General features: G+C 64.8%; 25 protein-coding genes and 1 pseudogene. 8 read left to right on the forward strand and 18 right to left on the reverse strand.

The window, feature by feature from the left end; genetic code table 11:
• The first annotated feature begins 41 nt into the window (after positions 1-41).
• The gene (locus OCI36_RS11415; RefSeq protein WP_261665196.1) at positions 42-1,130 is read left to right on the forward strand and encodes a transposase; all 1,089 of its coding nucleotides are present in this window, start codon (positions 42-44) and stop codon (positions 1,128-1,130) included.
• Here OCI36_RS11415 and OCI36_RS11420 read toward each other — a convergent pair.
• The 5 genes from OCI36_RS11420 to OCI36_RS11440 all read right to left on the reverse strand — a co-directional run bounded on the left by OCI36_RS11420 (position 1,125) and on the right by OCI36_RS11440 (position 3,811).
• Positions 1,125-1,802, reverse strand: coding sequence for a xanthine dehydrogenase family protein molybdopterin-binding subunit (locus tag OCI36_RS11420; RefSeq protein ID WP_261665197.1), 678 nt, complete (start codon positions 1,800-1,802; stop codon positions 1,125-1,127). The two genes, OCI36_RS11415 and OCI36_RS11420, sit on opposite strands and share 6 nt — an antisense overlap.
• Complete coding sequence (locus OCI36_RS11425) at positions 1,799-2,257, reverse strand: FAD binding domain-containing protein (protein ID WP_261665198.1); 459 nt, start codon at positions 2,255-2,257, stop codon at positions 1,799-1,801. The genes OCI36_RS11420 and OCI36_RS11425 overlap by 4 nt, the downstream gene beginning before the upstream one ends.
• A complete protein-coding gene (locus tag OCI36_RS11430; protein WP_261665199.1) occupies positions 2,193-2,783 on the reverse strand; it encodes an FAD binding domain-containing protein in 591 nt (196 codons plus the stop codon). The genes OCI36_RS11425 and OCI36_RS11430 overlap by 65 nt, the downstream gene beginning before the upstream one ends.
• Before the next feature lie 29 nt (positions 2,784-2,812).
• Positions 2,813-3,307 carry a 2Fe-2S iron-sulfur cluster-binding protein gene (locus OCI36_RS11435; protein WP_409996740.1) on the reverse strand — a complete coding sequence of 165 codons (495 nt, stop codon included), beginning with the start codon at positions 3,305-3,307 and terminating at the stop codon, positions 2,813-2,815.
• Between the two features lie 249 nt (positions 3,308-3,556).
• Positions 3,557-3,811 carry a DUF2171 domain-containing protein gene (locus tag OCI36_RS11440; protein WP_261665200.1) on the reverse strand — a complete coding sequence of 85 codons (255 nt, stop codon included), beginning with the start codon at positions 3,809-3,811 and terminating at the stop codon, positions 3,557-3,559.
• Positions 3,812-4,203: 392 nt separating this feature from the next.
• On the opposite strand from OCI36_RS11440, the gene OCI36_RS11445 reads away from it, so the two are divergent.
• Positions 4,204-4,911 (forward strand): HD domain-containing protein, encoded by a 708-nt coding sequence (locus OCI36_RS11445; RefSeq protein WP_261665201.1) that lies wholly within the window; start codon positions 4,204-4,206, stop codon positions 4,909-4,911.
• A 4-nt stretch (positions 4,912-4,915) separates the two neighbouring features.
• Here the strand turns inward: OCI36_RS11445 and uvrA are convergent, their stop codons facing one another.
• Positions 4,916-7,447, reverse strand: coding sequence for an excinuclease ABC subunit UvrA (uvrA, locus tag OCI36_RS11450; protein ID WP_261665202.1), 2,532 nt, complete (start codon positions 7,445-7,447; stop codon positions 4,916-4,918).
• Positions 7,448-7,676: 229 nt separating this feature from the next.
• Here uvrA and OCI36_RS11455 point away from each other — a divergent pair, with 229 nt between their 5' ends.
• Entirely contained in the window at positions 7,677-8,180 is a 504-nt protein-coding gene (locus OCI36_RS11455) for a ferritin-like domain-containing protein (RefSeq protein ID WP_261665203.1), read from the forward strand.
• 76 nt (positions 8,181-8,256) lie between these two features.
• On the opposite strand, the gene OCI36_RS11460 is transcribed toward OCI36_RS11455, so the two are convergent.
• From OCI36_RS11460 to OCI36_RS11500, 9 genes and pseudogenes are all read right to left on the reverse strand, one after another.
• Positions 8,257-9,552 carry a S41 family peptidase gene (locus tag OCI36_RS11460; protein WP_261665204.1) on the reverse strand — a complete coding sequence of 432 codons (1,296 nt, stop codon included), beginning with the start codon at positions 9,550-9,552 and terminating at the stop codon, positions 8,257-8,259.
• On the reverse strand, positions 9,549-10,424 hold the full coding sequence (locus OCI36_RS11465; protein WP_261665205.1) for a hypothetical protein: 876 nt from the start codon (positions 10,422-10,424) through the stop codon (positions 9,549-9,551). The genes OCI36_RS11460 and OCI36_RS11465 overlap by 4 nt, the downstream gene beginning before the upstream one ends.
• A complete protein-coding gene (locus OCI36_RS11470; protein ID WP_315941285.1) occupies positions 10,421-11,086 on the reverse strand; it encodes a DUF808 family protein in 666 nt (221 codons plus the stop codon). The genes OCI36_RS11465 and OCI36_RS11470 overlap by 4 nt, the downstream gene beginning before the upstream one ends.
• Positions 11,067-12,155 (reverse strand): transposase, encoded by a 1,089-nt coding sequence (locus OCI36_RS11475; protein ID WP_261665206.1) that lies wholly within the window; start codon positions 12,153-12,155, stop codon positions 11,067-11,069. Before OCI36_RS11475 ends, OCI36_RS11470 begins: the two co-directional genes overlap by 20 nt.
• 57 nt (positions 12,156-12,212) lie before the next feature.
• Positions 12,213-12,560 (reverse strand): annotated as a pseudogene (locus OCI36_RS11480) (DUF808 family protein); the annotation flags it as partial.
• 202 nt (positions 12,561-12,762) lie between these two features.
• A complete protein-coding gene (locus OCI36_RS11485) occupies positions 12,763-13,038 on the reverse strand; it encodes a thioredoxin family protein (RefSeq protein WP_261665207.1) in 276 nt (91 codons plus the stop codon).
• Positions 13,031-14,095: a class 1b ribonucleoside-diphosphate reductase subunit beta gene (gene nrdF / locus OCI36_RS11490; RefSeq protein ID WP_261665208.1), complete on the reverse strand. Its 1,065-nt coding sequence runs from the start codon at positions 14,093-14,095 to the stop codon at positions 13,031-13,033. The genes OCI36_RS11485 and nrdF overlap by 8 nt, the downstream gene beginning before the upstream one ends.
• Positions 14,096-14,167: 72 nt before the next feature.
• Positions 14,168-16,255: a class 1b ribonucleoside-diphosphate reductase subunit alpha gene (nrdE, locus tag OCI36_RS11495; RefSeq protein WP_261665209.1), complete on the reverse strand. Its 2,088-nt coding sequence runs from the start codon at positions 16,253-16,255 to the stop codon at positions 14,168-14,170.
• Between the two features lie 121 nt (positions 16,256-16,376).
• Positions 16,377-16,754: a class Ib ribonucleoside-diphosphate reductase assembly flavoprotein NrdI gene (locus OCI36_RS11500; RefSeq protein ID WP_261665210.1), complete on the reverse strand. Its 378-nt coding sequence runs from the start codon at positions 16,752-16,754 to the stop codon at positions 16,377-16,379.
• Between the two features lie 296 nt (positions 16,755-17,050).
• Here OCI36_RS11500 and OCI36_RS11505 point away from each other — a divergent pair, with 296 nt between their 5' ends.
• Positions 17,051-18,055: a tyrosine-type recombinase/integrase gene (locus tag OCI36_RS11505; protein WP_261665211.1), complete on the forward strand. Its 1,005-nt coding sequence runs from the start codon at positions 17,051-17,053 to the stop codon at positions 18,053-18,055.
• Positions 18,056-18,076: 21 nt separating this feature from the next.
• Here OCI36_RS11505 and OCI36_RS11510 read toward each other — a convergent pair whose 3' ends face one another.
• Complete coding sequence (locus OCI36_RS11510) at positions 18,077-18,856, reverse strand: AraC family transcriptional regulator (protein ID WP_261665212.1); 780 nt, start codon at positions 18,854-18,856, stop codon at positions 18,077-18,079.
• Positions 18,857-18,939: 83 nt separating this feature from the next.
• Here OCI36_RS11510 and OCI36_RS11515 point away from each other — a divergent pair, with 83 nt between their 5' ends.
• Entirely contained in the window at positions 18,940-19,872 is a 933-nt protein-coding gene (locus tag OCI36_RS11515; protein ID WP_261665213.1) for a DMT family transporter, read from the forward strand.
• A gap of 84 nt (positions 19,873-19,956) precedes the next feature.
• Here the strand turns inward: OCI36_RS11515 and arcD are convergent, their stop codons facing one another.
• Positions 19,957-21,426 (reverse strand): arginine-ornithine antiporter, encoded by a 1,470-nt coding sequence (gene arcD, locus OCI36_RS11520; RefSeq protein ID WP_261665214.1) that lies wholly within the window; start codon positions 21,424-21,426, stop codon positions 19,957-19,959.
• A gap of 281 nt (positions 21,427-21,707) precedes the next feature.
• Between arcD and OCI36_RS11525 the strand changes: the two genes are divergently transcribed.
• Positions 21,708-22,529, forward strand: coding sequence for a hypothetical protein (locus tag OCI36_RS11525; protein ID WP_261665215.1), 822 nt, complete (start codon positions 21,708-21,710; stop codon positions 22,527-22,529).
• An 84-nt stretch (positions 22,530-22,613) separates the two neighbouring features.
• The gene (locus OCI36_RS11530) at positions 22,614-23,930 is read left to right on the forward strand and encodes an SGNH/GDSL hydrolase family protein (protein ID WP_261665216.1); all 1,317 of its coding nucleotides are present in this window, start codon (positions 22,614-22,616) and stop codon (positions 23,928-23,930) included.
• Positions 23,931-23,961: 31 nt separating this feature from the next.
• On the opposite strand, the gene OCI36_RS11535 is transcribed toward OCI36_RS11530, so the two are convergent.
• Positions 23,962-24,738, reverse strand: coding sequence for a DUF554 domain-containing protein (locus OCI36_RS11535; RefSeq protein ID WP_261665217.1), 777 nt, complete (start codon positions 24,736-24,738; stop codon positions 23,962-23,964).
• 243 nt (positions 24,739-24,981) lie between these two features.
• On the opposite strand from OCI36_RS11535, the gene OCI36_RS11540 reads away from it, so the two are divergent.
• Positions 24,982-25,542 carry a serine hydrolase gene (locus OCI36_RS11540; RefSeq protein ID WP_261665218.1) on the forward strand — a complete coding sequence of 187 codons (561 nt, stop codon included), beginning with the start codon at positions 24,982-24,984 and terminating at the stop codon, positions 25,540-25,542.
• Positions 25,543-25,590 lie beyond the last annotated feature (48 nt).

The raw sequence follows: 25,590 nt of genomic DNA on the forward strand, positions 1-25,590 counted from the left end.
AGGCGGACAAAAAGCGCTCCCAGAGCTGAAATTCTGGAAGTGTGTACAAACAGGCTTCAGGGGAGCGCACCCATATTCTCTCACAGCGGATTCTGGACATTCCAGAGACGCTGTACCAACGGCGAAGCCTGGAGGCTTCGCTGCACCTCTTCCACAGTCCAGGTCAGAAGACCAAGTTCAGCCAGGCAGAGGGAGTCAGCCCCAGTGCACTCAGCCGTTTCTTCAACATCTACGACTGGGATTCAGACCGCTGCTGGGAAGAGATGCAGGACACCCAATGGCGCATGTTGCTGGACGCGGCTCGTCACAAACGCAGACCTCGGTTGCGGCTCAGTGTGGACCTGACCACGGTGGAAAAGGTGGGGACTCAACTGCCCTACGTCAGTGTCTACAACGGTAGGCACGGCATTCATCTGGTGGTCCTGTTCGCCGAGTATGGGGAACTGAAGTTCCCCATTTCTTACCGGATCTACCAGGGCAAGTACACCAGCACTCCCGTCACTCTGGCGCTCGACCTACTGGAAGAGGTGCCAGACTTCGTCGGGAAGCGCTTTCAGGTCTGCGTACTGGCAGACAGTGGATTCGAATCCGCTGTCTTTCTGGACGGTGTGCAGCGCCTGGGTTTTGAGTTCGTGGTGGGTGTGCGGAGCAACCGACGCACGGATCATCCTGGACAGGTGACGGTGGCGGACTGTCCGCATGGGGGGTACGTCAACCTCGCCAACTGGTCTCTGGAAACGCTGTCTCTGGGGAGGATGGACCGTGGGGACCGTGAATTCTTCGCGGTGTCGTCTGAACTGCTGGAGGGGGACGAGATCGTTGCTGAGGGTGCGCATCGCTGGGGGGTGGAATCCTTCTTTAAGGAAGGGAAGCATCAGTTTGGGTTGGCGCAGTTCGCGCTGCGAACTGCCAGGGGTCTGGACCGCTGGATTCTGATGGTCTTTCTAGCCTTCACCCTGACCATGCTGCATCGCTCAGAAGGGATGACCTTGAAAGAGGCGGCACGCCTGGCCCTCTACACCCTGTTCCCCGTAGTCAGGCTCAACCATCTTCTGAGTCAGCTCCAAAAAGAACGAGAATTTCTTCTCCAGCACGGCTATTCGCTCAGCTATGCAAGGTGCAACTTATGAGAACGACACTCCCTGCGAGGCGTCATGAATCTTCAGGTGAGGGCGTTCGCCCAGTATGCTCAGCAGGCCGTCCAGCTTTTCTTTGTCCCACTCGGCAATCACCGAGTGCATCTCCATGGGGTTGTGGTGTTCGTAGGGGGTGCTGTAAATCTCGTCCACCGTGACCGGAGCCTGCAGCATGCCCTGGTCCACGTCGCCCTGACTGGTATCCGAGGGCGCGCCAGTGTTGATCCGCAGCGGCATGTACTGATCGGGGTGGTCCGAGCGGAACAGGGTATCGCCCCCCTCGTCCACCGGCTCATATTCCACTTTGACCAGCGAGGCGGCGTGGCGGGCAATCTCCTGCGACTCGGCCACCACGGCGCCGATATATTCGCCCCAGTAGTGCACTTCCGGGCTCTGGAGGATATACAGCTCGGTATCGGTCTTGGCCAGCAGCCGGAGTGCGTTTTCGTGGGTCAGGATGGTCAGCACGCCCGGTACGGCGCGGGCCGCCGATAAGTCGATGGATTTGATCTGGCCCTTGGCGATGGTGGACGTGATTGGAAAGAGGTAGGCCGGGTTCTTGGCCGGCTGCTCGAAAGCGTAAGGGGCCGTGCCGGTCACTTTCAGCTGGCCGTCAATCCGGACGCGGTCGTGTCCGATATTTTTCAGGCGTTTTTCGGCGGTCATGCTTCTCCTCCCAGTTCGGCGCGGCGCTGCGCTGCGCGGTTTTCTACCAGTTCCTCCAGAACCGACACGACCGTGTTGCGCAGCATCGGCACTTTGAAGGCGTTTTCCGGGCCGGTCTGGGCATCTTCCAGCTCCGCTTCGATGGCGGCGCGGAAATTCTCGCGGGTGGCGGGCTGGCCCAGCAGCGCCGCTTCAGCTTTGGCGGCACGCCAGGGCTTGTGCGACACGCCCCCAAAAGCCAGCCGGACTTCTTTCACGTTGCCGCCTTCCAGCTGCAGCGCCGCCGCGACCGAGACCAACGCAAAAGCGTAGGACGCCCGCTCGCGGGCCTTGCGGTAGGTGGAGTGTGCGGCGACCGGCAGCGGCGGAATCTCCACGGCAACGATCAATTCACCGGGGCGCAGGTTGGTGTCGAGGTGCGGAGTAATCGCCCGGCAGGCGGTGAAACTCGGCAAAGGGAATCCGGCGTTCACCCTCGGGGCCTTCGGCCACCACCACGGCGTCCAGCGCGGCCAGCGGCACACACATGTCTGAGGGGTGAACCGTCACGCAGTACTCGGAAGCGCCGAACAGGGCGTTGTACTTGCCGAACCCGGCAATAGCGGCGCAGCCAGTGCCGGGCTCGCGCTTGTTGCACGGCGTGGTCTGGTCGTAGAAATACACGCAGCGGGTGCGCTGCAGCAAGTTGCCGCCGGTGGTCGCCATGTTGCGAATCTGCGGCGAGGCGCCGGCCAGAATGGCCTCGGCCAGCATGGGGTAGCGCTGGCGGATCAGGGGGTGAGCGGCCATCCGGCTGTTCTTGACGAGTGCCCCGACCCGCAGGCTGCCGTCCGGCAGTTCGCTGATATCAGCCAGGTCCAGCCGGGTGATATCTACCAACTGATCAACCTCGCGGATGCCCATCCGCAGGTGGTCGACCAGATTGGTGCCGCCGGCCAGGTAAGCGCCGCCCGGAGCCAGTTTCTCCACAGCGTCCGGCACGTTTTCAGCACGCTGGAAATCAAAGGGCTTTACCGCTTCACCCCAGCCGCTTCACCGACTTCCAGCGGGGTCAGCCGCTCCATCCGCGCCGACTGACCGGCTTCGCGGATGGCCGAGACGATATTCACGTAAGCGCCACAGCGGCAGAGGTTGCCACTCATGCGCTCGCGGATTTCCGCGTTGGTGAACTGCGGAGCCTCACGCACATCCGGGGTCACGTGGCTGGGCATGCCCTGGGCCAGTTCGTCCAGCATCCCCACTGCCGAGCAGATTTGCCCCGGCGTGCAGTACCCACACTGAAACCCGTCCTGATCCAGGAAGGACTGCTGCATCGGGTGCAGGTTGTCCACAGTGCCCAGACCCTCGGCGGTCACGACTTCCGAACCGTCACAGGAGGCGCTCAACGACAGGCACGACAGCACCCTTTCGCCGTCAATCAACACTGTACAGGCGCCGCACTGTCCGTGGTCACAGCCCTTTTTGACCGACATGACGTTCAGGCGGTCGCGTAAAGTGTCCAGCACCGAGGCGCGGGGGTCGAGGTCAAGCTGGTGTTCCTGGCCGTTGACAGTCAGTTTGACGGGCAGGGTGCCCAGCGGCGCAGCGTTCCGGGCTGCCGCTGATGAGGCGGAATGGTCGGTTATCTGATCCTCCAGGAGAATAATTCAGAAAAAAGAGCAATGAGCTATGACTGTGGGCCTGAGAGAAGCCAGGGGCCCCGAAAAGCAAAAAGAGGCCGGCAGCAGGTGCTGTGGCCTCTGAGCAGAGCGGGCTTATTCGCGGTGCTTGGGATGCGGGTCTTCACTGAGCCACTGCTGGCTGACCTGCTCGTGGTTGAGGTTCAGGTGAACATGCTCATCCACGTGGTCCACGGCGCTCAGCGGCAACCAGTGATGCTGGCCGGCGTCGTCCTTGATTAGCTTGATGTAGTCGCCGTCCAGATGGTCGACCACACCGTGCTGCTTGCCCTCGGCGCACAGCACCGGCATATGCTTGGTAATCCGGTCACGGTCGGTGGTATTGGTCATGGGATATTTCCTCCTTGGTTCCAGCTTAGGCATCACCAGTCTGAGCCGGGCAAGCCAGTCCTTGGCTGCTTCTTAAATAAGCGTCTTCCTGTACGCCAAAGCTTGAGGGTACTAAAAGCCAAGTACCTGAATATTTGCAAGGCCTCTTTACTCCCTTTCCCTTACATAACCGTTCTTAGGTAAGGGAGGGGGAATTTTCTTCCCGACCTCTTCCCCTCAAAACATCTCCGAGGCCCCTTCTCGTCCATTCTGTGAGGAAGCTGTTTTTTATGCCGTGTGACACGCACGAAAAAAGCAGCGAAAATGGCGAAGGTGCCCAGTTTCTACTACCTGCCCCTGTTCCCAGGTATTTCCGGGAAAGAGCCGGGCCGACTCGGGTAAGCTGGCTGCATATGACTTCCCGTTCCAGCTTTCCGCTTACGGACCGCTTCAGCCAGGCGTTACTGCTGGCCACCGCGTGGCACCACGGCCAGTACCGCAAGGTCGGGCCCGAGGAAACCCCCACGCTGCCCTATATCTCTCACCTGCTGGGCACGGCGGCGCTGGCGCTGGAATTCGGTGCCAGCGAAGACGAAGCCATTGCGGCGCTGCTGCACGACGCCCTGGAAGACGGCCCAGCGCATACCGGCCGCGACGCCGAGCGCCTGCGCGCCGAACTGCTGGACCGCTTCGGCCTGCGGGTCACCGTGCTGGTGGACGATGCCACCGACGCTTCGCCCAAAGCTGGAGGAAGCAAGGCGCCCTGGGCCGAACGCAAACAGGCTTATTTGCGGCGGCTGAACGACCTGCCGGCGTCCTCATTACTGGTGAGCGCCACCGACAAACTGCATAACGCCCGCACCATGCTGGTGGATGTGCTGGCCCTGGCGCCCGAGCAGCGCCCCGGCTACTTCGAGCGCTTGCAGCAGGGAGAACTGGGCACCCTGCAGTATTACCGGGCTCTGGCCGACGCTTTTCAGGAAACCGCACCCCGGCTGAGCGACCGCCCCCGCCTGCTGCAACTGTTCAGTGAGCTGAGCCGGACCGTAACGGCCCTGGAAGCCGCCTGCGGCCTGAGCAGCGACGCGGTGCGCCGTACGCCCGGGCCACTGCTCAGCTAAACGGCTAAGGTTGGAGTGCCTGCGCCAGATAGGGCGCCGTCACACTTCCCGCTGCCTGGGCCACCTCGGCGGGCGTGCCCTGGGCCACCACCCGCCCGCCTTCCTCGCCCGCGCCGGGGCCGATGTCGAGTACCCAGTCGGAGGCGGCCACCACCTGCATCTTGTGCTCCACCGCAATCACGGTGTTGCCGGCGTCCACCAGCTTGCCCAGTTGCCGCTGCAAGCGCTCCACGTCGGCGGGGTGCAGGCCGGTGGTGGGTTCGTCGAGCACGTACACCGTGCCGCCGCGTCCGCTGCGCTGCAACTCGGTCGCCAGCTTAATGCGCTGCGCCTCGCCGCCCGAGAGTTCGGTGGCCGGCTGCCCCAATCGCAGGTAGCCCAGACCGACCTCGCGCAGGGTGTCCAGCGCCCGGAAAATGGCGCCCTCGTCGGCAAAAAAGTGGTGCGCCTCGTCCACCGTCAGGGCCAGCACGTCGGCGATATTTTTGCCCCGGTACTCCACTTCCAGCGTTTCGGCGTTGTAGCGCGTGCCGTGGCACACCGGACAGGGCGCGTACACGCTGGGCAGGAACAGCAGTTCCACCATCACCCAGCCCTCGCCCTGGCAGTGTTCGCAGCGCCCGCCTTTCACGTTGAAGGAGAAGCGGCCCGCGTTGTAGCCGCGCTCCCTCGCCAGCGGAGTAGCGGCGAACAGCTTGCGCACGTGGTCGAAGAGGCCGGTGTAGGTCGCCATGTTGCTGCGCGGGGTGCGGCCAATCGGTTTCTGGTCTACCCGCACCAGCCGGGTGATTTGCCCCAGGTCGCCGCCCAGCCGCGCGCTGCCGCTGCCATAGTCGGCGGGGTCTTCCTCGTCCTCTGGGTCGGGGTTTACCGGCTGTCCGAAGTGCGCCGCCAGCGCGTCCACCAGCGCCTGACTGACCAGGGTGGACTTGCCCGAGCCCGACACGCCCGTCACCGAGGTCATGACGCCCAGCGGAAAACGCAAGTCCAGGTCGTTCAGGTTGTTGCGGGTCACGCCGTTCAGTTCCAGCCAGCCGGCCGGCTCGCGCGGTTGATGCGGCTCGGCGTGGCGGTCAGCGAAGAGATATTGGCCCGTCTGGGACGCGGTCACGTCTCTTAGCCCCTCGGGCGGGCCGCTGTAGAGAATCTCCCCGCCCTTCTCGCCGGCTTCCGGCCCTACGTCCACCAGCCAGTCGGCGCGGCGAATCACGTCCAGGTCGTGTTCCACCACGAACAGCGAGTTGCCGCCCCGCTTGAGGTCTTCCAGCGCCGAGAGCAGCGCCTCGGTGTCGGCGGGGTGCAGCCCGGCAGAGGGTTCGTCGAGCACGTACACCACGCCGAAGAGGTTGGAATACAGCTGGGTGGCGAGGCGCAGGCGTTGCAGCTCGCCGGGCGAGAGGGTGGGCGTGGAGCGGTCCAGTCCCAGGTAACCCAGGCCCAGGTGCAGCAGCACGTCCATTCGCCTGACCAGGTCCGCCGTCATGCGTTGCAAGGCAATGGCCTGCTCGGGCCGGTTCTTGACGCGCTCGGCGTGGCCCGGTTCGCGCTCCTCGGCGTAGGGGCGCAGCAATTCGGACACCCGCGCCAGCGGCAGCCGCGACAACTCGGTGATGTCCAGCCCGGCGAAGGTCACGTTCAGCGCCTCCTGACGCAGCCGTTTGCCGTGGCACAGCGGGCACTCCTCCGAAATCATGTAGCCCTGCACCCGCTTTTTCATAGAGGCGCTCTCGGTGTTGGCGAAGGTGTGCATGACGTGGCGCCGGGCGCTGGAGAAGGTGCCCATGTAGCTGGGTTCCATCTTCTTTTTCAGCGCGCGCCCGGTTTCGGCGGGGGTCAGGCCCGGATAGACCGGCACCACCGGCTGCTCGTCGGTAAAGAGAATCCAGTCGCGTGTCTCCTGCGGCAGCTCACGCCAGGGCACGTCCACGTCGATGCCCAGTGTGACCAGAATGTCGCGCTGGTTTTGCCCGCCCCAGGCCTGCGGCCACGCGGCCACCGCCCGCTCGCGGATGGTGAGGCCAGGGTCGGGGACCATCGAGTCCTCGGTGACGGTATAGACGCGGCCCAATCCGTGACACTCGGGGCAGGCGCCTTCGGGGGTATTGGGCGAAAAACCCTCGGCGTACACGATGCCCTGGCCGGGCGGGTAGTCGCCGGCGCGGGAATACAGCATCCGCAACAGGTTGGAGAGGGTGGTCACGCTGCCCACCGAGGAGCGGGCGGTGGGCGTGCCGCGCGCCTGCTGCAGCGCCACAGCGGGCGGCAGGCCGTCAATGGCGTCCACATCGGGCACCCCTGCCTGATTGAACAGCCGCCGGGCGTAGGGCGAAACCGATTCGAGGTAGCGGCGCTGCGCCTCGGCGTAGAGGGTGCCGAACGCCAGCGAGGACTTGCCCGAACCCGAGACGCCGGTAAACACCACCAGGGCGTCGCGCGGCACCTCTACCGAGATGTCCTTGAGGTTGTGCTGGCGAGCGCCGCGCACCTGCACGAAGCCGCCGTCTGGAGAAGAGGAAGCAGGAGGAGAAACAGTCATCACTCCCGGCAGTATGCGTCAGCGGCGGCACTGGTCCGGCCGGTCTTGTAGGTTTGCTCAAGTTTGGGGCTCTGTCATAAGCAGTCAGGGAGCCACCCCCCAGTGAACGTGAAAACCGGACTTTAAGACCGTTTAAAGCCAGGTCTGGGGCGCCCGTCCGTCGCAGCGCGGATACTGGAGGGGCAAACTTTCCGCTTTCTCTTCCCTCTTCCAGAAAGGACCCATACCCATGCGTAATTTTTCCCTGCGTGACCTGTATCTCTCCCAGCTGCGTGACCTCTACTCCGCCGAAACCCAGCTGCTTGCCGCGCTGCCCAATATGGCAGTGAATGCCCGCGACGCCCAGCTGAAACAGGGCTTTGAAGATCATCTGGCCCAGACCCGCGAGCATGTGCAGAGGCTGGAGCAGATTTTTGCGGCTCTGAACGAACCCACCGCCGGAAAAGTCAGCAAGGCCATGCAGGGCCTGGTGCAGCAGGGCGCCGAGGAAGCCGGCGAAAACAAGGCTGGCCCAGTGCGCGACGCGGCCCTGATCGCCTCGGCGCAGCGAGTGGAACATTATGAGATTGCCGCTTACGGCACCGCCGTCTCGCTGGCACGCCTGCTGGGCGAAGACCAGGCAGCGGCCCTGCTGGACGCCACCTTGCAGGAAGAAGGCCAGACTGACGAAAAGCTGACCCAGGTGGCTGGGAAGGTTAATCAGGCAGCGCTGCAGGAAACCGCCCAGAACTGAAGCAAGAGCTGCCAGCTCTTAAAGCCGCCCCGGCCAGAGCAGGCTGGGGCGGCTTTTTAAATCTGGTCTTTGAACGCTAAAGTCCCAGTCGGTTCAGTGCCCGGAGGGCCGCCTGCAGTTCCGGGTCCTGCCCGGTGCGGATAAAAGCGCGGTCATCGCGTTGCAGGGGCACCTGTGGCTGAACTCGGGCACCCAGTGGCTGCCCAAGGACCGACTGCATCTTGGCCGTGGTGACCTGCAGCCCCGAGCCGTCGGCCAGGTCCAGCACGATGGTCGAGGTATCGGCCAGCCCGGCGGTGGGCCGGCCCAGCACCACCGTTTGTGGCCGGGTCAGCAGGTCGCGGGCCATGAATTCAGCGCCGCTGGCCGAGTCACCGTCAATCAGCACCGCCAGCGGGCCGCTAAAACGCTGGGGTTTGAACACCCGCTGGCCGCGCTGGGGCTGGCCGTCTACCAGGTAGCGTCCTTGCTGATAAGACAGGGTCTGCGACGAGCTGCGTTCCACTTTGCGCAGGGGCGCCGGGTCGGTCAGGGCACCGGTGCTGAGTAGCGTTTCGGTCACGTAGCCGCCAGGGTTGCCGCGCAGGTCAAGCACGGCACGGGTGGCCCCCTGCTGCTGGGCGCGGCGCAGCGCATTGTGCAGGTCCTGCGCCACTCCGTCTCTGTCGAAGTTGCGCAGGCGAATCAGCGCGGTGTGATCATCCAGCAGGTCCAGGCTGACCGGCGGTGTGACGAAAGGTCGCCCGGCCAGCTCGGCTTGCCCAGGTCGCCCGGCACGGGTATAGGTCAACTTGACTTCCCGGCCTGAGCGCCCGGCGGCAGCCAGTTTGTCTTCGCCCCACAGGCCCCGCAGCGGCAGGCGGTCCAGCCGGGTGAGCAGGTCGCCGGGTTGCAGGCCGGCCAGAGCAGCCGGAGAGCCAGGGATGACTTCGGTGACCAGCACGCCCTGGCCGAGAACGGTGCGAACCACCACGCCGAACGACGCCTGGTCCACCTCACCCGCCGAGGCGAGATTGATGCTGTTCCATTCCTGCGGGCTAAAGAAATTGGTGTGCTCATCGTGCAGTTCGCGCAGCACTTGCCCGATCAGGGGATAGGCCAGCTTGGAATCACACACGCTCCGGCCGGCGCAGAGGGCCTCGGCGCGTGGCAGGAACCGTTCACGCAGGTCCTGCGCCCGCAGGGGTGAGGTTCCGTTGTAGTTCAGTGCCAGCTCGTAAATGACCTCGTCGAACAGATCCTGGGCCGTCACTCGGTCACTGTTCTGCTCGTTGCTCTGGGCTGTAGAGGCCGGCTCCGCAGCCGCCAGAGCCGGCACCGGAGCCAGCAAGGCCAGGCTGAGGGCCAATGTCTGCCACTCGCGCCGCCTCACCGCGGCACCTCGAAAGTAGCAGCCGGAAGGGCCGGGTTCAGTTCAAGCACAACCTGCTGGCGGGCCAGCACATCGCCGTCAGACCATAGCAGCGTGCGAACACTGCCGGTACGTGGAGTCTGAGCGGCAGGAGCGGGCGCTTTGGCGGTCTCATTTCCCCGGCGGCCAGCACTCACCTCGCCGTAATAGATGATCAGGCCCTCGTCACAGTCCTTACAGTTAGCGTCACCTTTCTTTTTGCCGGGCCGGTCGGCCAGCAGGCGGCCGGTCTGCGGGTCCAGCAGGAAACGCTGCGCCGAGCTGTCCGGCCAGGTCGCTTCAAGTGCCAGCCCCCGCAGGGTCAGCGTTTCAGTGTCCAGCCAGGTCTGCATGCCGGCCACTTGCAGGCGCACCCCCGGCTGCGCAGCCGAGCTCAGACCTGCCAGACCGGCATGCAGGTTGGTCTGGCGCAGTTCGGCGGCCCGCTGGCGCGGCACCGGCACCACGCCGCCCTGTGGGGTGTAGAGCTGGGCCCGGCCTGGCGTCAGCACCTGCACTGAATCCAGGGTGTCTCCGCGCCAGTTGGTCAGGCGCAGCCGCTGGCCGGAGAGGTCCAGCCAGGCTTCGCTGAGCTGTAGGGAGCTGGTCGGGCTGCTGCCCCTTAATCCGCTGGTCTGAGTGCGCTCGTGCAGGACGCGTAGCCCCTCAGCAGGAAGGCCGCTGGCGGCCTGCGCTCGGGTCAGCAGGGCCGCCGCGCTGAGCCTTTCTAGCGGGGAAGTTGCAGCAGCAGAAACAGGCGGGTGGCTCTGGGCAGGCGCGGGGCCAGGTGCAGCCAGGGCCGCTGGTCCTACGAGCGAGAGGGCCAGCAGGGTTGCCGGTAAAGTGATGTTCACAAGGCCGAGTCTAGCCGGTTTTGGGGGCGTAGAAGCGCGGCCGACTTAGGCGGGTGTGCCCGCGCCCCGGCGCCGCGGCCACAGGTGAAGGGTATACTCAGCAGCCCTGAGCCGACAGTGCCGGCCAGCCATTCCATCAAAGCGTGCGCCGCCGGCACCGCCTGACCGGCCTGCATTTCCAGGCTGTGGAGTAGATGCTCCAGTTCCGGGAACCCCAGCCGGGCCAGCCCATCTACGATGATGTGACCGCCCACCCATAGCATGGCGGCCGTGCCGATCACCGACAGTGCCGTCAGTACGTGCGGCATGGCCCGCACCAGGCCGCGCCCAAAGGCAGCGGTAGCGCCCTGGGAACTTTGCGAGAGCTTCAGCCCGATATCGTCCATCTTGACAATCAGGCCCACCACGCCGTACACCAGCGCCGTGATCAGCAGCGCGACGGCAATCAGGATCAGCGCCCGCGAGAACAGCGGCTGATCCGCCACCTCAGCCAGCGCAATGGCCATGATCTCAGCCGAGAGAATCAGGTCGGTGCGGATGGCGCCGGCCACCATCTGCCGCTCGTGTTCCTCGCTGGAGAGGGCCGCCGCCTCTCCCCCGTCCTCCTCAGCATGTGCGTGTCCGCCGCCGAAAGCCGCGTACTCATAAGTTGCACCTTGCATAGCTGAGCGAATAGCCGTGCTGGAGAAGAAATTCTCGCTCTTTTTGGAGCTGACTCAGAAGATGGTTGAGCCTGACTACGGGGAACAGGGTGTAGAGGGCCAGGCGTGCCGCCTCTTTCAAGGTCATCCCTTCTGAGCGATGCAGCATGGTCAGGGTGAAGGCCAGGAAGACCATCAGAATCCAGCGGTCCAGACCCCTGGCAGTTCGCAGCGCGAACTGCGCCAACCCAAACTGATGCTTCCCTTCTTTGAAAAACGACTCCAGCGCCCAGCGCCGTTTTCCTTCAGCCAGGATGTCATCCCCCTCTAACAGCTCAGACGACACCGCGAAGAATTCGCGGTCCCCACGGTCCATCCTCCCCAGAGACAGCGTTTCCAGAGGCCAGTTGGCGAGGTTGACGTACCCCCCATGCGGACAGTCCGCCACCGTCACCCGCCCAGGATGGTCCGTGCGCCGGTTGCTCCTCACACCCACCACGAACTCGAAACCAAGGCGCTGCACACCGTCCAGAAAGACAGCGGATTCGAATCCACTGTCCGCCAGTACGCAGACCTGAAAGCGCTTCCCCACGAAGTCTGGCACCTCTTCCAGCAAGTCGAGGGCCAGTGTGACCGGGGTGCTGGTGTACTTGCCCTGGTAGACCCGGTAAGAAATGGGGAACTTCAGTTCCCCATATTCGGCGAACAGGACCACCAGATGGATGCCGTGCCTGCCGTTGTAGACACTGACATAGGGCAGCTGAGTTCCCACCTTTTCCACCGTGGTCAGATCCACGCTGAGCCGCATTCGAGGTCTACGTTTGTGACGAGCTGTATCCAGCAGGATGCGCCACTGGAAGTCCTGCATCTCTTCCCAGCAGCGGTCTGAATCCCAGTCATAGACGTTGAAGAAGCGACTCAGTGCACTGGGACTGACTCCCTCTGCCTGGCTGAACTTGGTCTTCTGACCTGGACTGTGGAAAAGGTGCAGCGAAGCCTCCAGGCTTCGCCGTTGGTACAGCGTCTCTGGAATATCCAGAACCTGCTGTGCGAAAATACGGACGCGCTCCCCTGAAACCGGTTGATTCACACTTCCAGAATTTCAGCTCTGGGAGCGCTTTTTGTCTCCCTATACAGGTGCAAGTTCTGAGTCGTACACTTTCTCGGCACCCTCGAAGCACAGATAGAGCCCGCCCAGCATCAGGATGTAGGTGATGGCGGTGGGCAGCAGCTGGCTGAGCAGCAGCACTACCGGCAGAATGATGATCAGTTTGTTGCGCAGCGAGCCCTTGGCGATCTTCCAGATGATCGGCAGCTCACGGGCCGGCGAGAAGCCGGTCACATAACGCGGGGTCACGGCAGCGTCGTCCACCACCACGCCGACCGTTTTGGCGCTGGCTCGGCCTGCGGCGGCGCCGATATCGTCCACCAAGGCAGCAGCGACCTTGGCAATGGCTGCCACGTCGTCCAGCAGGGCAGCCAGGCCGCCGCTCATGCGGTATTCCAGGGAATAAGGGTGAGGATGAGGGCTGAAAGTAAGCGCGACATCCGGGGCAGAGTAACAGGTTGGGTGTGGGGAGGTTTTAAGGTGGGGTTGAGGAAATGGTAGGGAAGAAACCTTTTGTTTTTTATTCGCATATTAAAAAACTGCTGGAAGAAGAGGCCTATAGGCCTCTTCTTCAATATTCGCGTTCAGTTCAGGACGACAGAAAGTTCTTGACTTCGCCCAGGCCACCGGTGTTGCGCAGGATGGCGCCGCGCTCGCGGTCAATCAGCGCCGGGGTGCTCTGTACGCCGTATTCAGTGGTCAGCGCCTCAAACTCGGCAGTGTTCTGCTCTCGGTGAACGACATCAATCTGGTCGTTGAACTGGCCTTTTAGAGGTTTATCCAGCATCAGGCGCAGGCGTTCGCAGTTGGGGCAGTGGTCCTGAGTCAGCAAAATAAAGCGGGTAGCGGTGGCGGTTTCAGTCATGAGCAAGGGCCTCCAGGGGGGCGGAAACGGCAGGGGTAGGGCGGTGCGGGGCCTGGCGAGACGCCGTTTTACGTTCGGCCGGCCAGAGTTCGTCGAAGTCATCTTCGGTCAGGGCTTCCACACTGATCTTGGCGTAGGAGTTGCCCTTGGCACTGAAAAAGTCGTGGGTGGTGCCTTTGGCCTTGATGCCGTTTTGCACGACCGGATTGATTTCCTCGTCGTCGAAAGTGCGCTCCAGACCCAGATTGTCGGCCAGCACGTTAAAGTTGTAGCGGATAAACTTTTTGACTTCGTCTACCAGTCCTACGTCGGCATAGAGATACTCGGTGTAAGCCAGCTCGTTGCGGTACAGGCTCATCAGCGTGTCCTCATACCAGGCCAGGGCGTAAGCCTGCTCGGCCTCGTTCATCTCGGCGAACTTTTCCTGCGCCAGCAACGCCACATACACGCCGTGGACCGCCTCATCCATGATGATCAGGTTGAAAATCTCGCCGGCCGACACCATCCGGCCCCGCCCCGCCAGATAGAGCGGATAAAAGAAACCAGAATAAAACAGCGCCGTTTCGAGCATGCACGACACCACCATCTTTTTCCACAGGCCCAGGTTCGAGACGTCCGGGTCGCCGTAGATGCCCATGATGACCGAGATCTTATGCTGCAGCTGCGGCTGGGTGCGGACCCACTCGAAGACCTCGCGTTCCTCGGAGGTGGTCAGGAAGGTCTTGTTCATCAGCGAGTAGGACTTGGCGTGAATGTCTTCCATCATCCCCTGAAACTGCAGCGTGGCCTTGCGCACATGGCCCTGGACCAGGTGCCGCAGCGCCGGCATACCGACTTCGCCCTGCAGAGTGTCGAGCGCGTTCAGGCCCGCCGAAGCGTGGATATAGGTCCAGCGCTCGGCCTCACTGAGCGACTTCCAGACGATGGCGTCGTTACTGAGTGGGATTTCTTCCGGGAACCACAGCTGCGAGGTGTACTTCTCGTAAAAGGTGGTGGAAAAACTGTCTTCCGGCTCGGACCAGTTGGTGGCGGAGAAAGGATCAGGGTGGGGGTGCATGAGGGGACTCCTTGGGCACAGGAAAAAGAGAGGTTCAGAGGAAGGTGCAGCGGCTAAAGAGCTGGTCCTGGCTCAGACGGCGCAGGTCAGGCACTCCTCAATGGTGGTCTTGCGCATCCGGGTGTAGTACAGGGTCTTGACGCCGCCCAGGTAAGCCTGGATGTAATAGCGCTGCAGGTCGCGGGTGCTGGAGGAACCGGGCACGAACAGGGTGCAGCTGATGCCCTGGTCCACATGGCGCTGGGCAGTGGCGACCGTGTCCAGCACACGTTTCATGTCCATGTCGTAGGCTTCTTCGTAGTACCACTCGGTGTCCACGTTCAGGTGCGGCATCGGGTAGATGGTACGGGCCTTGTTGGAGGTGCGCGTTTCGACTTTCTCGGTGATCGGCATGATGCTGGCCGAAGCGTGCGACACGTACGAGATGGAACCGGTGGGGGCGACCGCCATCACGAAGGAGTGGGCCAGGCCGTATCGCTGGATGTCGCTGACCAGCTGCGCCCAGTCCTCGCGGGTGGGCAGGGTGTGGCCTTCAAACAGCGCCGCCACCTCGGCAGTCTTGGGGGCAAAGTCCTTGGCCAGATACTGCTCGAAGTAGGAGCCGTCAGCGTAGCGGCTGCCCTCGAAGCCACCGAAGACGAAGCCGGTGTCGCGGGCAATTTCCATGCTGGCCCGGCGGGCGTGGTAATGCACAGCCGCGAAGAACACGTCCACGAATTCCAGCGCTTCCTCGGAGCCGTAAATCAGCTCGTTCTTGGCCAGAAAGGAATGCAGCCCCATGGCGCCCAGGCCGATAGAGCGCATCTCGTCGTTGGCCCGCTTCACGGCCGGCACCTCGGTCACGGAGGTGGAACGGGCCACATCATCCAGCATCCGGACAGCGGCGCCCACCACCCGGCCCAGGTCACCGCTCTGCATGGTCTGTTCAATTACCAGGCTGGACAGGTTGCAGCTCACGTCCAGGCCAACCTGGTCCTTGTGTTCCTCGCCGTAGGAGTGAAAATAGCTGGGCAGGGTGGGCTGCAGGATTTCCGAGCAGAGGTTGCTCATCTTGATGGTGCCCACGTTGGGAATCGGGTTAGCGCGGTTGGCGTTGCCTTCAAACAGCAGGTAAGGGTAGCCGCTCTCGCCCTGGGTGATGGCGATGTCTTCCAGTACGCGACGAGCGCTGATGCGCTTTTTGCGGATGCGGGGGTTGTCGGCCAGCGCCTGATACTCGCTGCTCCAGTCAATCGAGGTGAACTCGCGGCCGGTTTCCTGCTCGACCGAGTGCGGGTAGAACTGGTAGATGTCTTCGCCGGAACGCACCTTCTGCATGAAGATGTCGGGGATGGTGGCGCCGACGCTGAGGGTCTTGAGGCGCGAATCCTCGTCGGAGGCGATTTTCTTGGAGCTGAGCACGTCCATGAAATCGGCGTGCATCACGCTGAGATAGATGGCCCCGGCGCCGGGGCGCTGCCCGGCCTGATCGGCGTAACGCAGCATGTTGTCCAGCATCTTGGCCACACCCATCACGCCCTTGGTCACGTTCTGGATACCGCGCAGCGACTCGCCGCGTGCCCGCAGGTTGCTGACCTCCACCCCGATGCCGCCGCCACCCTTGCTCAGCTCGGCCACGAAGCTGAGCGTCTTGGTGATGGAGTTGAGGTTGTCGGTGCAGTCCTGCAGCAAAAAGCAGCTGACCAGTCGGCCGGTATTGGCCTTGCCGGAGTTCATCAGGGTAGGGGTGGCCGGCGTGAAGGTCTGGTTCACCAGATGATGCACCAGCTCCAGCGCTTCTTCGACGGTGCTGCTGCGGGCCAGCGCGGTGATGCTCATGCGGTCTTCATAACGCTCCAGCCAGCGTGAGCGGTCAGGGGTCATGGTGGCATACTCGGAATAAAACTTGTAGGCGCCCATGAACGACCGGAAGCGGAACTTGTAGCCGTAGGCGCAGTTGAACACCTGCTGCACCTCGTCGTAGCTGTAGCGCTCGAACAGGGCCGGGTCCCAAAAGCCGTTCTCGACCATGTAACGGATTTTTTCCTTCAGGTCGTGGAAAAAGACGGTGTTGGGGTTGACCTTCTCCTGAAAGTAGACCTGCAGGGCGTCGGTGTCGTAGGTGGTGTTGATTTCGGTGCCCGAGAGCACCTTGTTGTTGAGTTCAATCCAGCGTTCCATGGTGTCTGTGCCTCCTCTGAGCGGCATAGAGTGCAAAAAAGGTGACGGAAGAGTCGTTCCGCCTGTGATGGGGCGGGGCCAAGCAGGGCAGCGGCGAAGATGCTCTCTCCTCTCCCCCGCCTTAGTCGGCCGCGTCGGCCTCCTGCCGGCTCAGCCAGGCAGCCACGGCCTGCACGTCGGCGGCGCTGCCCGATTTGTTGACCCGCGCCACGAACGGCACCCCGTACTGCCCGGCAATCACGTCACCGGCCCGGCCAAAGTTCTCGCCCCAGTGAAACGAGCCGCTGCTGACCACTCCGCGCAGCCAGGGACTGTGCCGCCGCAAAAACGCCGCCGTGCTGTCCGGTAGCACGCCGCTGCCAAAGGTATAGGTGAGCAGCAGATACGGCCCACGCGGGTCGGCTTCGGCCAGCGCCACAGCTTCCAGGCCGGTGCAGTCCGCAACCTTGAGGGTGAACCGGCGGGTGTTGCCGGTCAGGGTGTCGTAGATGAGTTGCACGAGTAGGACTCCTTTTGAACCCATGTCAGAAGCCCTGCAGCGGTCAGAAACACGCTCAGCGGCTACAGGAACAGGTCATGAGGTCAACTCCTTGGCCCCAGATAGGGCAAAGGAACGAGAGCCGACAGGCCGGATGGGCTTGTGGTTCTTATGGCCCAAATTCTAGCCGGGGCGCCGGGCCGAATCAAGGCCCGCAGTACAAGAAATAGCACCCCTATGGGGGAGTGGTACAAGATATAGCGTCCTGCACTCTGATCTGAGGGGTTCCGGGAACGTCCTAAGCTATCATGCTTGCCATGACATCGGCCCGCACTCTTGAGCACTACCAGGGAGATTTGCTGTCCAGCACGCGGGAATGGACCAACCTGCACGACGATGAGCTGAAGCGCCGCGCCGCGCGGGCCGCCGGCGACAAGGACGTCACCGAGCTGGTCAGCCTGACCACCGCCTATCTGGCCCATGGCGGCAGCAGCGGCGTGCTGACCAGCCCGCGCACGGTCGAGGCCTACCAGCTGGGCACCCGGCAGTTCGTGGAATACGCCCGCGACAACGCAGTCAGCCTGCTAAAACCGGGGCGGCACACGGCGCAGGGCTATGTGAACTGGATGCTGTCGCAGGGGCGCAAGCCGGCCGGCGTGCAGCTGAAAGTGGCGGCGGCCGGCTGCCTGTACCGGGCGCTGCGCTGGTCGGGAGCCACCGAGGTAGACCCGTTCCGCGACGTGCGGGTCCCCAAGGACCGCACTCCAGGCATCATCAAGCGCCCGCCCTATACCGAAGACGAGCTGGCCGACGTGCTGGAACAGGCCGACACCCACAGCCAGTTTCTGCTGTTCGTGACGGCGCACGCGGGCCTGCGCATCAGCGAGGCGCTGAGCCTGGAATGGGACGACATTGACGAGGCGGCGCGGCGCATTCATGTGCGGTCGGGCAAGGGGCGCAAGGCCCGGATGGTCGCCATGAGCCAGAGTCTGGCCCAGGCCGCCCGCGCCTACCGCCTCAGCTATGGGCCCGGCGGCCCCGAACATACCGACGGCAAGCGCACCACGCCGCCCGAGCGGGTCTTTCGCTACGGCTCGGTGATGACGGCGCGCTATCACCTGGAACGGGCCTTTCAGGCGGCCGGGGTAGAGTTCCGGGGCTTTCACCCGGGACGTAAGTATGCCGGCACCCGGCTGCTGCAACAGGTCAAGGATTTTGGGCGGGTGGCCGCGCACCTGGGCCACGAATCGGTGGACACCACCCGCCGGGGCTACGCCCGGCTGGCCGCCGACGACCTCAAGGACGACCTGGCCGACTGGTAAAGCAGCCGGAGGCTCAGGGCCTCACAGCAGCCCCAGCTCACGCAGCCGCCGGCGGTAAGCCTGCGGGCTGATGCCGGCCATGCGGCGAAACTTGCGGGTAAAGGCCGAGTGGTCGCTGTAGCCGCAGGCGTGCGCCACCTGCGACACCGTCATATCCGGGCGGCGCAGCAGCCGCACCGCGTGGTCGAAGCGGACCCGCAGCAGCAACTGCTTGGGCGTCAGGCGGGTGACCCGCCGGAACAGCCGCTCCAGCGAATCGGTCGAGAGGCCCACGTGCGCGGCCACGTCGCGCAGCAACAGGTCCTCGGCAAAGTGGGCGTGGATATAAGCCAGCGCCGAGGCCACCCGGGGAAATTCGGGATGGCGACTGGCCTGCGGCAGGTCGCGCGACAGGCCCACCAGCCCCACCACCGCCCCATCAGGGCCCATCAGGGGAATCTTGTCGGTCAGGCACCAGATCGGTGAGCCCTGAGCGGTCAGGTAGAACTCCAGCACATCGTGCAGTTCCTGGCCCAGTTGCAGGGTCTGTTCGTCCTGCCGCTGGGTGCGCTCGCCCACCTCGCCGGTAAAGGCCTCGGCGGCGGTGCGGCCCAGCAGGTCACTTTTCATGGCACAGCCGCTGCGGTGCCGCAGCACCTCGTTGACCATCACGTAGCGGCCAGCCGTGTCCTTGACATAAAAAGCCAGGTCCGGCTGGGTGTCCATCAGGGCTTCTAGCGGCGAGCCGAGGGCCGGTGTGAGCAGAGCGGTCAAGAGCTGTGGGCTGGGCAGATGAAAGGAGCGGAACGCGGCAGCAGGCACAGCCCGCAGTATGCCAAAAGCCGCAGGAGCAGCGGACCTTTCGTTCAAGACAGGCTTTACTGACACTCTGTAAATTGTCAGGCATGCTTCAGCGCTCTTCCCTGCCTCCGCGCCTCCAGAGCCTGCCCGCCGAATGGGTGGGCGTGGGCCTGGCGCTCTTTTCAGCCATGGCCTCGGGCACCGTCGGCACCTGGGCCAAGCTGGGCGCAGCGGCGGGCCTGAGCACCTCCACCATGCTGAGCTGGCGTTTCGGGCTGCTGGCCCTGCTGCTGATCAGCCTGGGTTATGCCCGGATCAGCCGCAAGCAGGTGCTGCCGCTCCTCTTTATCGGGCTGCTGCATGTGGGGTCCACCCTGGCCTATTTCACGGCGCTGGAACACATCACTGCCAGCACCTCCGCGCTGCTGGTGTACTGCTCGCCTGCGGTGGTGATTCTGCTGGGGCTGCTGGCCCACGTCCGGCCTTCGCGCTGGCAGGTGGCGGCCCTGACGGTGACGCTGCTGGGGCTGGCAGTGGTGGTCGGGATTCCCGGCCCGGCCGACGCCAACGCTGCCGGCCTGATGATGGGCGGACTGGCGGGGCTGCTGTACGGCGGTTACTTTTTCGCCAGCCACCGCCTGAACCGGGGCATCAAGCCGCTGACCGTGACCGCCGTGGTCAGTCTGGTCACCGCTGTGGTGGCCGCTGCGGTGGGCGGCGTGCAGGGCGACCTGGGCGTGCCGCTCGGCTGGTCACAGTGGCTGCCGGTGATCGGGCTGGCGCTGATTCCCTCGCTGATCGCCATGCCCACGCTGTACGGCGCCGTGGCCCGCATTGGGGCCACCCGGGCGTCCATGCTGACCACCACCGATCCCCTGTGGGCCATCACCTTCGCGCTGCTGCTGCTGGGCGAGCGGCTCTCGGCCGGGCAGCTGCTGGGCGGCGCCCTGATTCTGGTCGGGGCCTGCCTGGCACAGCGGGAAAGCAAGCCGGGCAAGCGCCGGGTACGCCGGGGCAAGTACTGGAGTTCGCCCTGAGCCGCAGTCCAGAGCAAGCAAGAAAAGCAGGAGGCTCCGGGCGGGGCCTCCTGCTTTTTGATGTGGGGTGCCAGCCACAGGCGGTCAGAGGGTCAGGAAACCCTGCTTCAGCCCATAAGCGGCGTAGAGGGCGGCCAGCACCAGCAGCGCCAGTACCAGCAGTTCCCAGGGCTTGAAGACCGGCAGGTGCTGCTCACGGCGGGCCTTGATATACAGCAGGGCGCCGGGAGCGTACAGCAGCGAACTGAGCAGCAGGTACTGCGGGCCGGCGGCGTACAGCAACCAGACCGCGTAAATCGAGGCCACGGCGGTGATCAGCAGGTCGCGGTTCCGCTCTGCGCCGCTGCGATAGCCGGCTCCCTTGGCAGCCACCTGCAGACCGTACAGCGCCGAGAACAGATATGGCAGCAAGATAGTGGCGCTGGCAAGGTACAGCATGGTTTCGTAGGTGGAATCGTTGAACAGAACCAGCAGCAAGAACAGCTGCACCATCAGGTTGGTCGCCAGCAGGGCGCTGGATGGCACGCCACGGGCATTTTCACGGGTCAGAAAGCGCGGCATCTCCCGGTCACGGGCGGCGGCGTACAGAATCTCGGTGCAGAGCAGTGTCCAGGCCAGCATGGCCCCCAGCAGGGAAATCAGCAGGCCGCCGCGAATCAGCCAGGCCCCCCAGGGGCCCACGGCCGCTTCCAGCACGTAGGCCATGCCGGGGTTCTGCAGCCCAGCCAACTGTGGCTGGCTCATGATGCCCATACTGATGACATTGACGCTGACCAAGAGTGCCAGGGTCAGGGCAAAACCCAGCACAGTTCCTTTGCCAATGTCGCTGCGCCGGGCGGCCCGCGAGGAGTAGGTGCTGGCTCCCTCGATGCCGATAAAAACCCAGACGGTGACCATCATCATCTGCTTGACCTGCTCCAGCGGGCTGCCCAGCGCCGGGCTGGCGTGGCCCCAGAAGTCGGCGGTAAAGACCGGGAAGCGGAACGCCAGCGCACCCAGGATCACGAACAGAATCAGCGGCACCACCTTGGCAACCGTGGTCAGCAGGTTGAGGCTGGCCGCCTGCCGGATGCCGCGTGACACCAGCAGATGCACCGCCCAGAGCAGCGCCGAGGCGCAGGCGATGGACAGCGGCGTATTGCCCTCCCCGAACGCGGGAATGAACTGCCCCAGGGTGCTGCCTATCAGCACGAAATAACTGACGGTGCCGATAAAAGCCGAAATCCAGTAGCCCCAGGCGGAAGAAAAGCCCAGGAAATTGCCAAAGCCGGCCTTGGCATAGGCGTACACGCCGGTGTTCAGCTCGGGGCGGCGGTTGGCCAGCATCTGAAAGACCAGTGCCAGCGCCAGCATGCCCACGGCGGTAATGGCCCAGCCGATCAGCATCGGGCCCGGGGCGGCCTGGGCAGCCACATTCTTGGGCAGCGCGAAGATGCCGCCGCCGATCATGGAGCCCACCACCAGAGCGGTCAGGGCCGGCAGGCCCAGACGCGGCGGGGGCGCGGCCGCCGGCACCTGCTCGGCGGCCGGCTGGGAAGAAACGGGTTGTGTCATGACAGAAAAAGCCTCTCGGGCACTTGCCCCGGCGCGGTGTTGTCCAGGGCAAGAAAACAGAAGGAACGGAAACGACTCAGGAATGGGGCCGGCCCGTGATCACCAGGTAAAAATTCACGCTGCACAGCGGGAGCAGGCCGGACCAGGCGGCAAAACCGTTCCATTTAAACACACGGACGCAAATTCCCCGCTGCGCCGCCCGGGGCCGGCTCTCATCCGGGTCTGAAGGGCACCTTAGCGCGGGCGCTCACCGGCCGGCGGCGGCGTTAGAGTCTAGAGACATGAACACTGCTGCAAACGGCCGTCCGGCCCTCTCTCTGTCCCGGACCCTGGATCCGTCCTTTCCCTCCAACCGGCTGGCCGCTGGAGGCATCGCGGCCGGGGTGCTGCTAGGCCGGCTGCGGGGACAGTCGTGGGCGGGCAGCCTGCGCACCGGCCTGGGCTCCTTTGCCGCCTGGGCCACCGCCCGTGAGCTGGACCCCGACCATGCCGGCAGCGCCACGCTGGCGCAGGCGACCGAACTGCTGCTGGGCCTCCTGGCCGATGAACCGGCCGATGACCTGAGCGCCCTGGAAGAACTGGCCGCCGCATTCGTGGTTCTGAGCAGCCTGCGGGTGCTGAGCGCCACCGTGGGTGTGGCGCCCACCCGCCCCGAACAGGCGCTGCTGGCCGCCGGCGCCCTGTGCGCGGGCCTGACCGGGCAGAAAGCGGCGGCGCTGGTGCCGGGCGCTTCGCTGCTGCTGGGCCATCCCCGCGAGGACGACCTGGGCCCGGCCGATCCCTGGGGCGGCGTGGCGGCGCTGGCGGCGGCCTTGCTGCCGGCCTGGCTGGAAGCCAGCGAGCGGGACAGCGGCCCCAGCCGGCTGGCTGCAGCAGCGGCTCTGGCCACGGCGCCGGCTTTTGTCCGGATCGAGAACGTGGAAGCCCGCAACGACCTAGACACCGCCGAGATTTCTCACGAGCGAGTCAAGTCCAGCCGCCTGCTGAGCGCCGGCGCCCTGGCCCTGGGGCTGATCACCGGCGGAACCCGTGGTCTGCGGCCCCTGGCGGCGGCCTGCGCCGGGGTGGGCCTCTGGGCGCTGGCCAGAGCCCGGCAGAAGTAAGCAGGCGTCAAACTCCATTCTGGTCCGCGGCAGTTCTCATGCCCGGGCCATTTTTTTGCCGGCTCAGACGCTTATGCTGCGGCCATGCCCCGTCTTTTGCTTACCCGTCTGCCTCTGCTGGGAGCTCTGCTGCTGGCCGGAACATTGCCGGCAGCCTGCGTGGCCCAGAACAGCCACAGCGAGCCGGAGACCAGCCAGCCGGCTGCAGCGACAGCATCTGCCACAGCGACCGGAGCAGAGACCCCGGCCACGCCGGCAGACCGTGGGCCTGGGGCAGCTCCAGCGCTTGCTCCTCAGCCGTCCGGCGGCTTCGACCCGGCGCTGGCGGCCGATCCGGGCGCCCGGATTTTGGCGGCGCAGCTCCCGGCCGTGCCGGTGCAGCCCCGGGCCAGCCGGCCGGCGCCGCGGATGGCTTATGTGGCCCTGGGAGACTCGCTCACCGCGGGCATGCAGGCGGCCGGGCTGACGGCACCGGGCCAGTACGCCGCCTACCCAGCCGTGCTCGCGCGGCTGACCGATATTCCGTTCGGGATTCCAGCCACCCAGCAGGGCTGCCCGCTGCCGCTGGGTGGGGGGCTGCGCTCAGCATCGTGTGTGCGGGTTGCCGGCGACCTGCGCGGTTCCAATTTTGCGGTGCCGGGCGCCCGGGTGCAGGACCTGTACCTCAAACGGGGCGGCGAAAGCAGTGACGAACTGACCCGGCGAATGTATGGCCTGATTCTGGGCCCACGGCAGACCCAGGTCGAAGCGGCACTGAAATCCAGGCCCGATTACCTGACGCTCTGGATCGGCTCGAACGACGCCATGATCGGCGTCACCAGCGGCGACCCGGCCGAGGTTACGCCGCCGGCCGACTTCGAGCGGCAGTACCGCCGGGTTCTGGAAGCCCTGAGGCCCGCCGGCGCCCGCACCCTGCTGCTGACGGTGCCGGACGTGACCCGGCTGCCCCTGATAAGCCCCGGCCGGGTGCTGTTCGAGAAAGGCGTGGCCGGCCCCAGTTGCCAGGGCAGCGAGAACCGGCTGCCGCTGAGTGCTTTTCTGCTGAATCAGCCACTGGACTGTGGGTCACCCGCCGCGCTTACCCCGGCCGAGAGTGCCCAGATTCAGGAAACGGTGGCCGCCTATAACGCGTCTATTCGCCGCCTGGCCACCGAGTTCGGTGACGACGTGCTGGACGTGCAGCCGCTGATGGACCGGCTGGACATCCACCCCGCGCAGGACGAAACCAGCCCCGAGCCGTTCGGCGCCGACCTGTCGGCCGATGGCGTCCACCTGTCGGGCGCCGGGCAACTCAAGCTGGGCTATGCCCTGGCGGAATATGTCCACCAGCACTGGAAGATCGGGCTACCACCTGCGGCCACGCAGGAACTGGCCGCTGCCGGGATGAGCGGCACCGACTGAGCGGCCCGGGTCCAGGACACGGCCATAAGCCTCAAGACCAGATTCGGCCCAGGCCCCAGGCCAGCAGCGAGCCCAGCAGCAGCGCCGGCAGGAAACTGCCCACCCGCACCCGGCTGCCCCCGGACTCCAAAGCGCTCAGCATCAGATTCCAGCCGATGCCCAGCAGCATCAGCCCGCCGGTGCCGGACAGGGCCAGCATGACCGGATTGCCGCGCAAAGAGGCCGGGTCCAGGGTACTCAGAGCGCTGCTGGCCAGAGCGAAGGCCCCCAGGGCAATGCCGCCCTGCACCACCAGCACGCTGAGGGCGCTGGCCAGCACACCGCTGCCGTACACACCGGCCAGCGCGGTAGCCGCCACGATATCCAGCCCGGATTTGAGCAGGTAGGTGGTGGGGTCACCGGTCAGGCCATTTTGCAGCCCGCCGATGATGGTCATGGGGCCCACGCAAAACAGCAGGGTAGCGGCCACAAAGCCCTCGGTAAAGCGGCCCCCGCCCCGCAGCCGGCGCTGCACCCGGTCACCGATGCGGCCCAGTGCGTTCTCGATGCCCAGCAGCTCGCCGCTTACCGCACCCAGCGTCATGGCGACCAGACCCACCACCATGCCCGGCACCGGCCCAAACGCGATATCACGCAGGGACCAGGCCATGTCCATGCCCAGAAACAGCGTGACCAGCGAAAGCGCCTGGAGGAGGGTGCGCTGCACCTGCTCGGGCAGCCGCTGGCCGAACAGCAAGCCTGCCACCGCGCCCAGAAGCACCGCCAGCATGTTAAAGAGGGTGCCTGAAAGTGCCATCAATGCGCTCATTTTTTCTCTAAAGTCTCCTTCTGCTGTTTCTTCTGGTGGGAGTTTCCAACACTGCTGACAGCGGCAAAAAACCAGCACACAAGGATAACACTGGGGTAATGGGCTGGCGGACACGGTCAGCGCACACCCGCCTAGACTGAGCAGCATGTGGCGCCCTTCTCCCCTGCAACAGCTGGCCCGGCAAGCAGCCGATCTGACCGGAACATCGCCTGAGACGCTGGAGCGGTCTCTCCGGCCCCTGGCGTGGCGTGGCCTGGTGCTGGGGGTGCAGCAAGGCGGACAGCAATTTACCGGCAGTGTGGGCAATCTAGACCCCGCCGCGCCGCGCGAAAACCGTTCACGGCCGCGCTGCTGGGCCGGCTGGCCGCGCAGGGCCGACTTGATCCACTGGCTCCGCTGGCCCAGCTGGGAGGTGACTTCAGAGGGTTTCCGCCGTCCATTACCCCATATGCCCTGGCCACCCATACGGCCGGGCTGCCTCCGCATCCCCTGCGCACCGGCTTGACTGCTCTGCTGGACCCTTACGCGCCTTATGGTCTAAGCAGCGCAGCAGTGCTGGCCTCGGCGCGGCGCTGGGCAGCCGCCGGGCGGCCGGGCCGCTTCGTGTATTCCAACCTGGGCGCCGGGGTGCTGGCATTGGCGCTGGCCCAGGCCGGGGGCGCGCCTTTTCCCGAACTGCTGCGCCGTGAGGTGACCGGGCCGCTGGGGTTGCAGGCGACCGGGTATCCCCCGCCGGCAGCACTGCCACCCGGTGCCACCGATTTCGGCCGGCTGGCTGGTGTCCGGGGGCGTGTGGTGGCATGACGGGGTGGCCCGGCGGGCCAGAGCGGGACTGGCCTTTTGCCCGGCCAG

The sequence above is a fragment of the Deinococcus sp. Marseille-Q6407 genome, assembly GCF_946848805.1.
Classification (GTDB): Bacteria; Deinococcota; Deinococci; order Deinococcales; family Deinococcaceae; genus Deinococcus.

Bases quoted from the DNA above. Each gene is read 5' to 3' on its own strand.
- OCI36_RS11420 (WP_261665197.1), bottom strand. From the start codon at position 1,802: ATGACCGCCGAAAAACGCCTGAAAAATATCGGACACGACCGCGTCCGG.
- OCI36_RS11440 (WP_261665200.1), bottom strand. From the start codon at position 3,811: ATGACCAATACCACCGACCGTGACCGGATTACCAAGCATATGCCGGTG.
- OCI36_RS11445 (WP_261665201.1), top strand. From the start codon at position 4,204: ATGACTTCCCGTTCCAGCTTTCCGCTTACGGACCGCTTCAGCCAGGCG.
- uvrA (WP_261665202.1), bottom strand. From the start codon at position 7,447: ATGACTGTTTCTCCTCCTGCTTCCTCTTCTCCAGACGGCGGCTTCGTG.
- OCI36_RS11455 (WP_261665203.1), top strand. From the start codon at position 7,677: ATGCGTAATTTTTCCCTGCGTGACCTGTATCTCTCCCAGCTGCGTGAC.
- OCI36_RS11470 (WP_315941285.1), bottom strand. From the start codon at position 11,086: ATGCAAGGTGCAACTTATGAGTACGCGGCTTTCGGCGGCGGACACGCA.
- OCI36_RS11485 (WP_261665207.1), bottom strand. From the start codon at position 13,038: ATGACTGAAACCGCCACCGCTACCCGCTTTATTTTGCTGACTCAGGAC.
- nrdF (WP_261665208.1), bottom strand. From the start codon at position 14,095: ATGCACCCCCACCCTGATCCTTTCTCCGCCACCAACTGGTCCGAGCCG.
- nrdE (WP_261665209.1), bottom strand. From the start codon at position 16,255: ATGGAACGCTGGATTGAACTCAACAACAAGGTGCTCTCGGGCACCGAA.
- OCI36_RS11505 (WP_261665211.1), top strand. From the start codon at position 17,051: ATGACATCGGCCCGCACTCTTGAGCACTACCAGGGAGATTTGCTGTCC.
- OCI36_RS11515 (WP_261665213.1), top strand. From the start codon at position 18,940: ATGCTTCAGCGCTCTTCCCTGCCTCCGCGCCTCCAGAGCCTGCCCGCC.
- arcD (WP_261665214.1), bottom strand. From the start codon at position 21,426: ATGACACAACCCGTTTCTTCCCAGCCGGCCGCCGAGCAGGTGCCGGCG.
- OCI36_RS11525 (WP_261665215.1), top strand. From the start codon at position 21,708: ATGAACACTGCTGCAAACGGCCGTCCGGCCCTCTCTCTGTCCCGGACC.
- OCI36_RS11530 (WP_261665216.1), top strand. From the start codon at position 22,614: ATGCCCCGTCTTTTGCTTACCCGTCTGCCTCTGCTGGGAGCTCTGCTG.
- OCI36_RS11535 (WP_261665217.1), bottom strand. From the start codon at position 24,738: ATGAGCGCATTGATGGCACTTTCAGGCACCCTCTTTAACATGCTGGCG.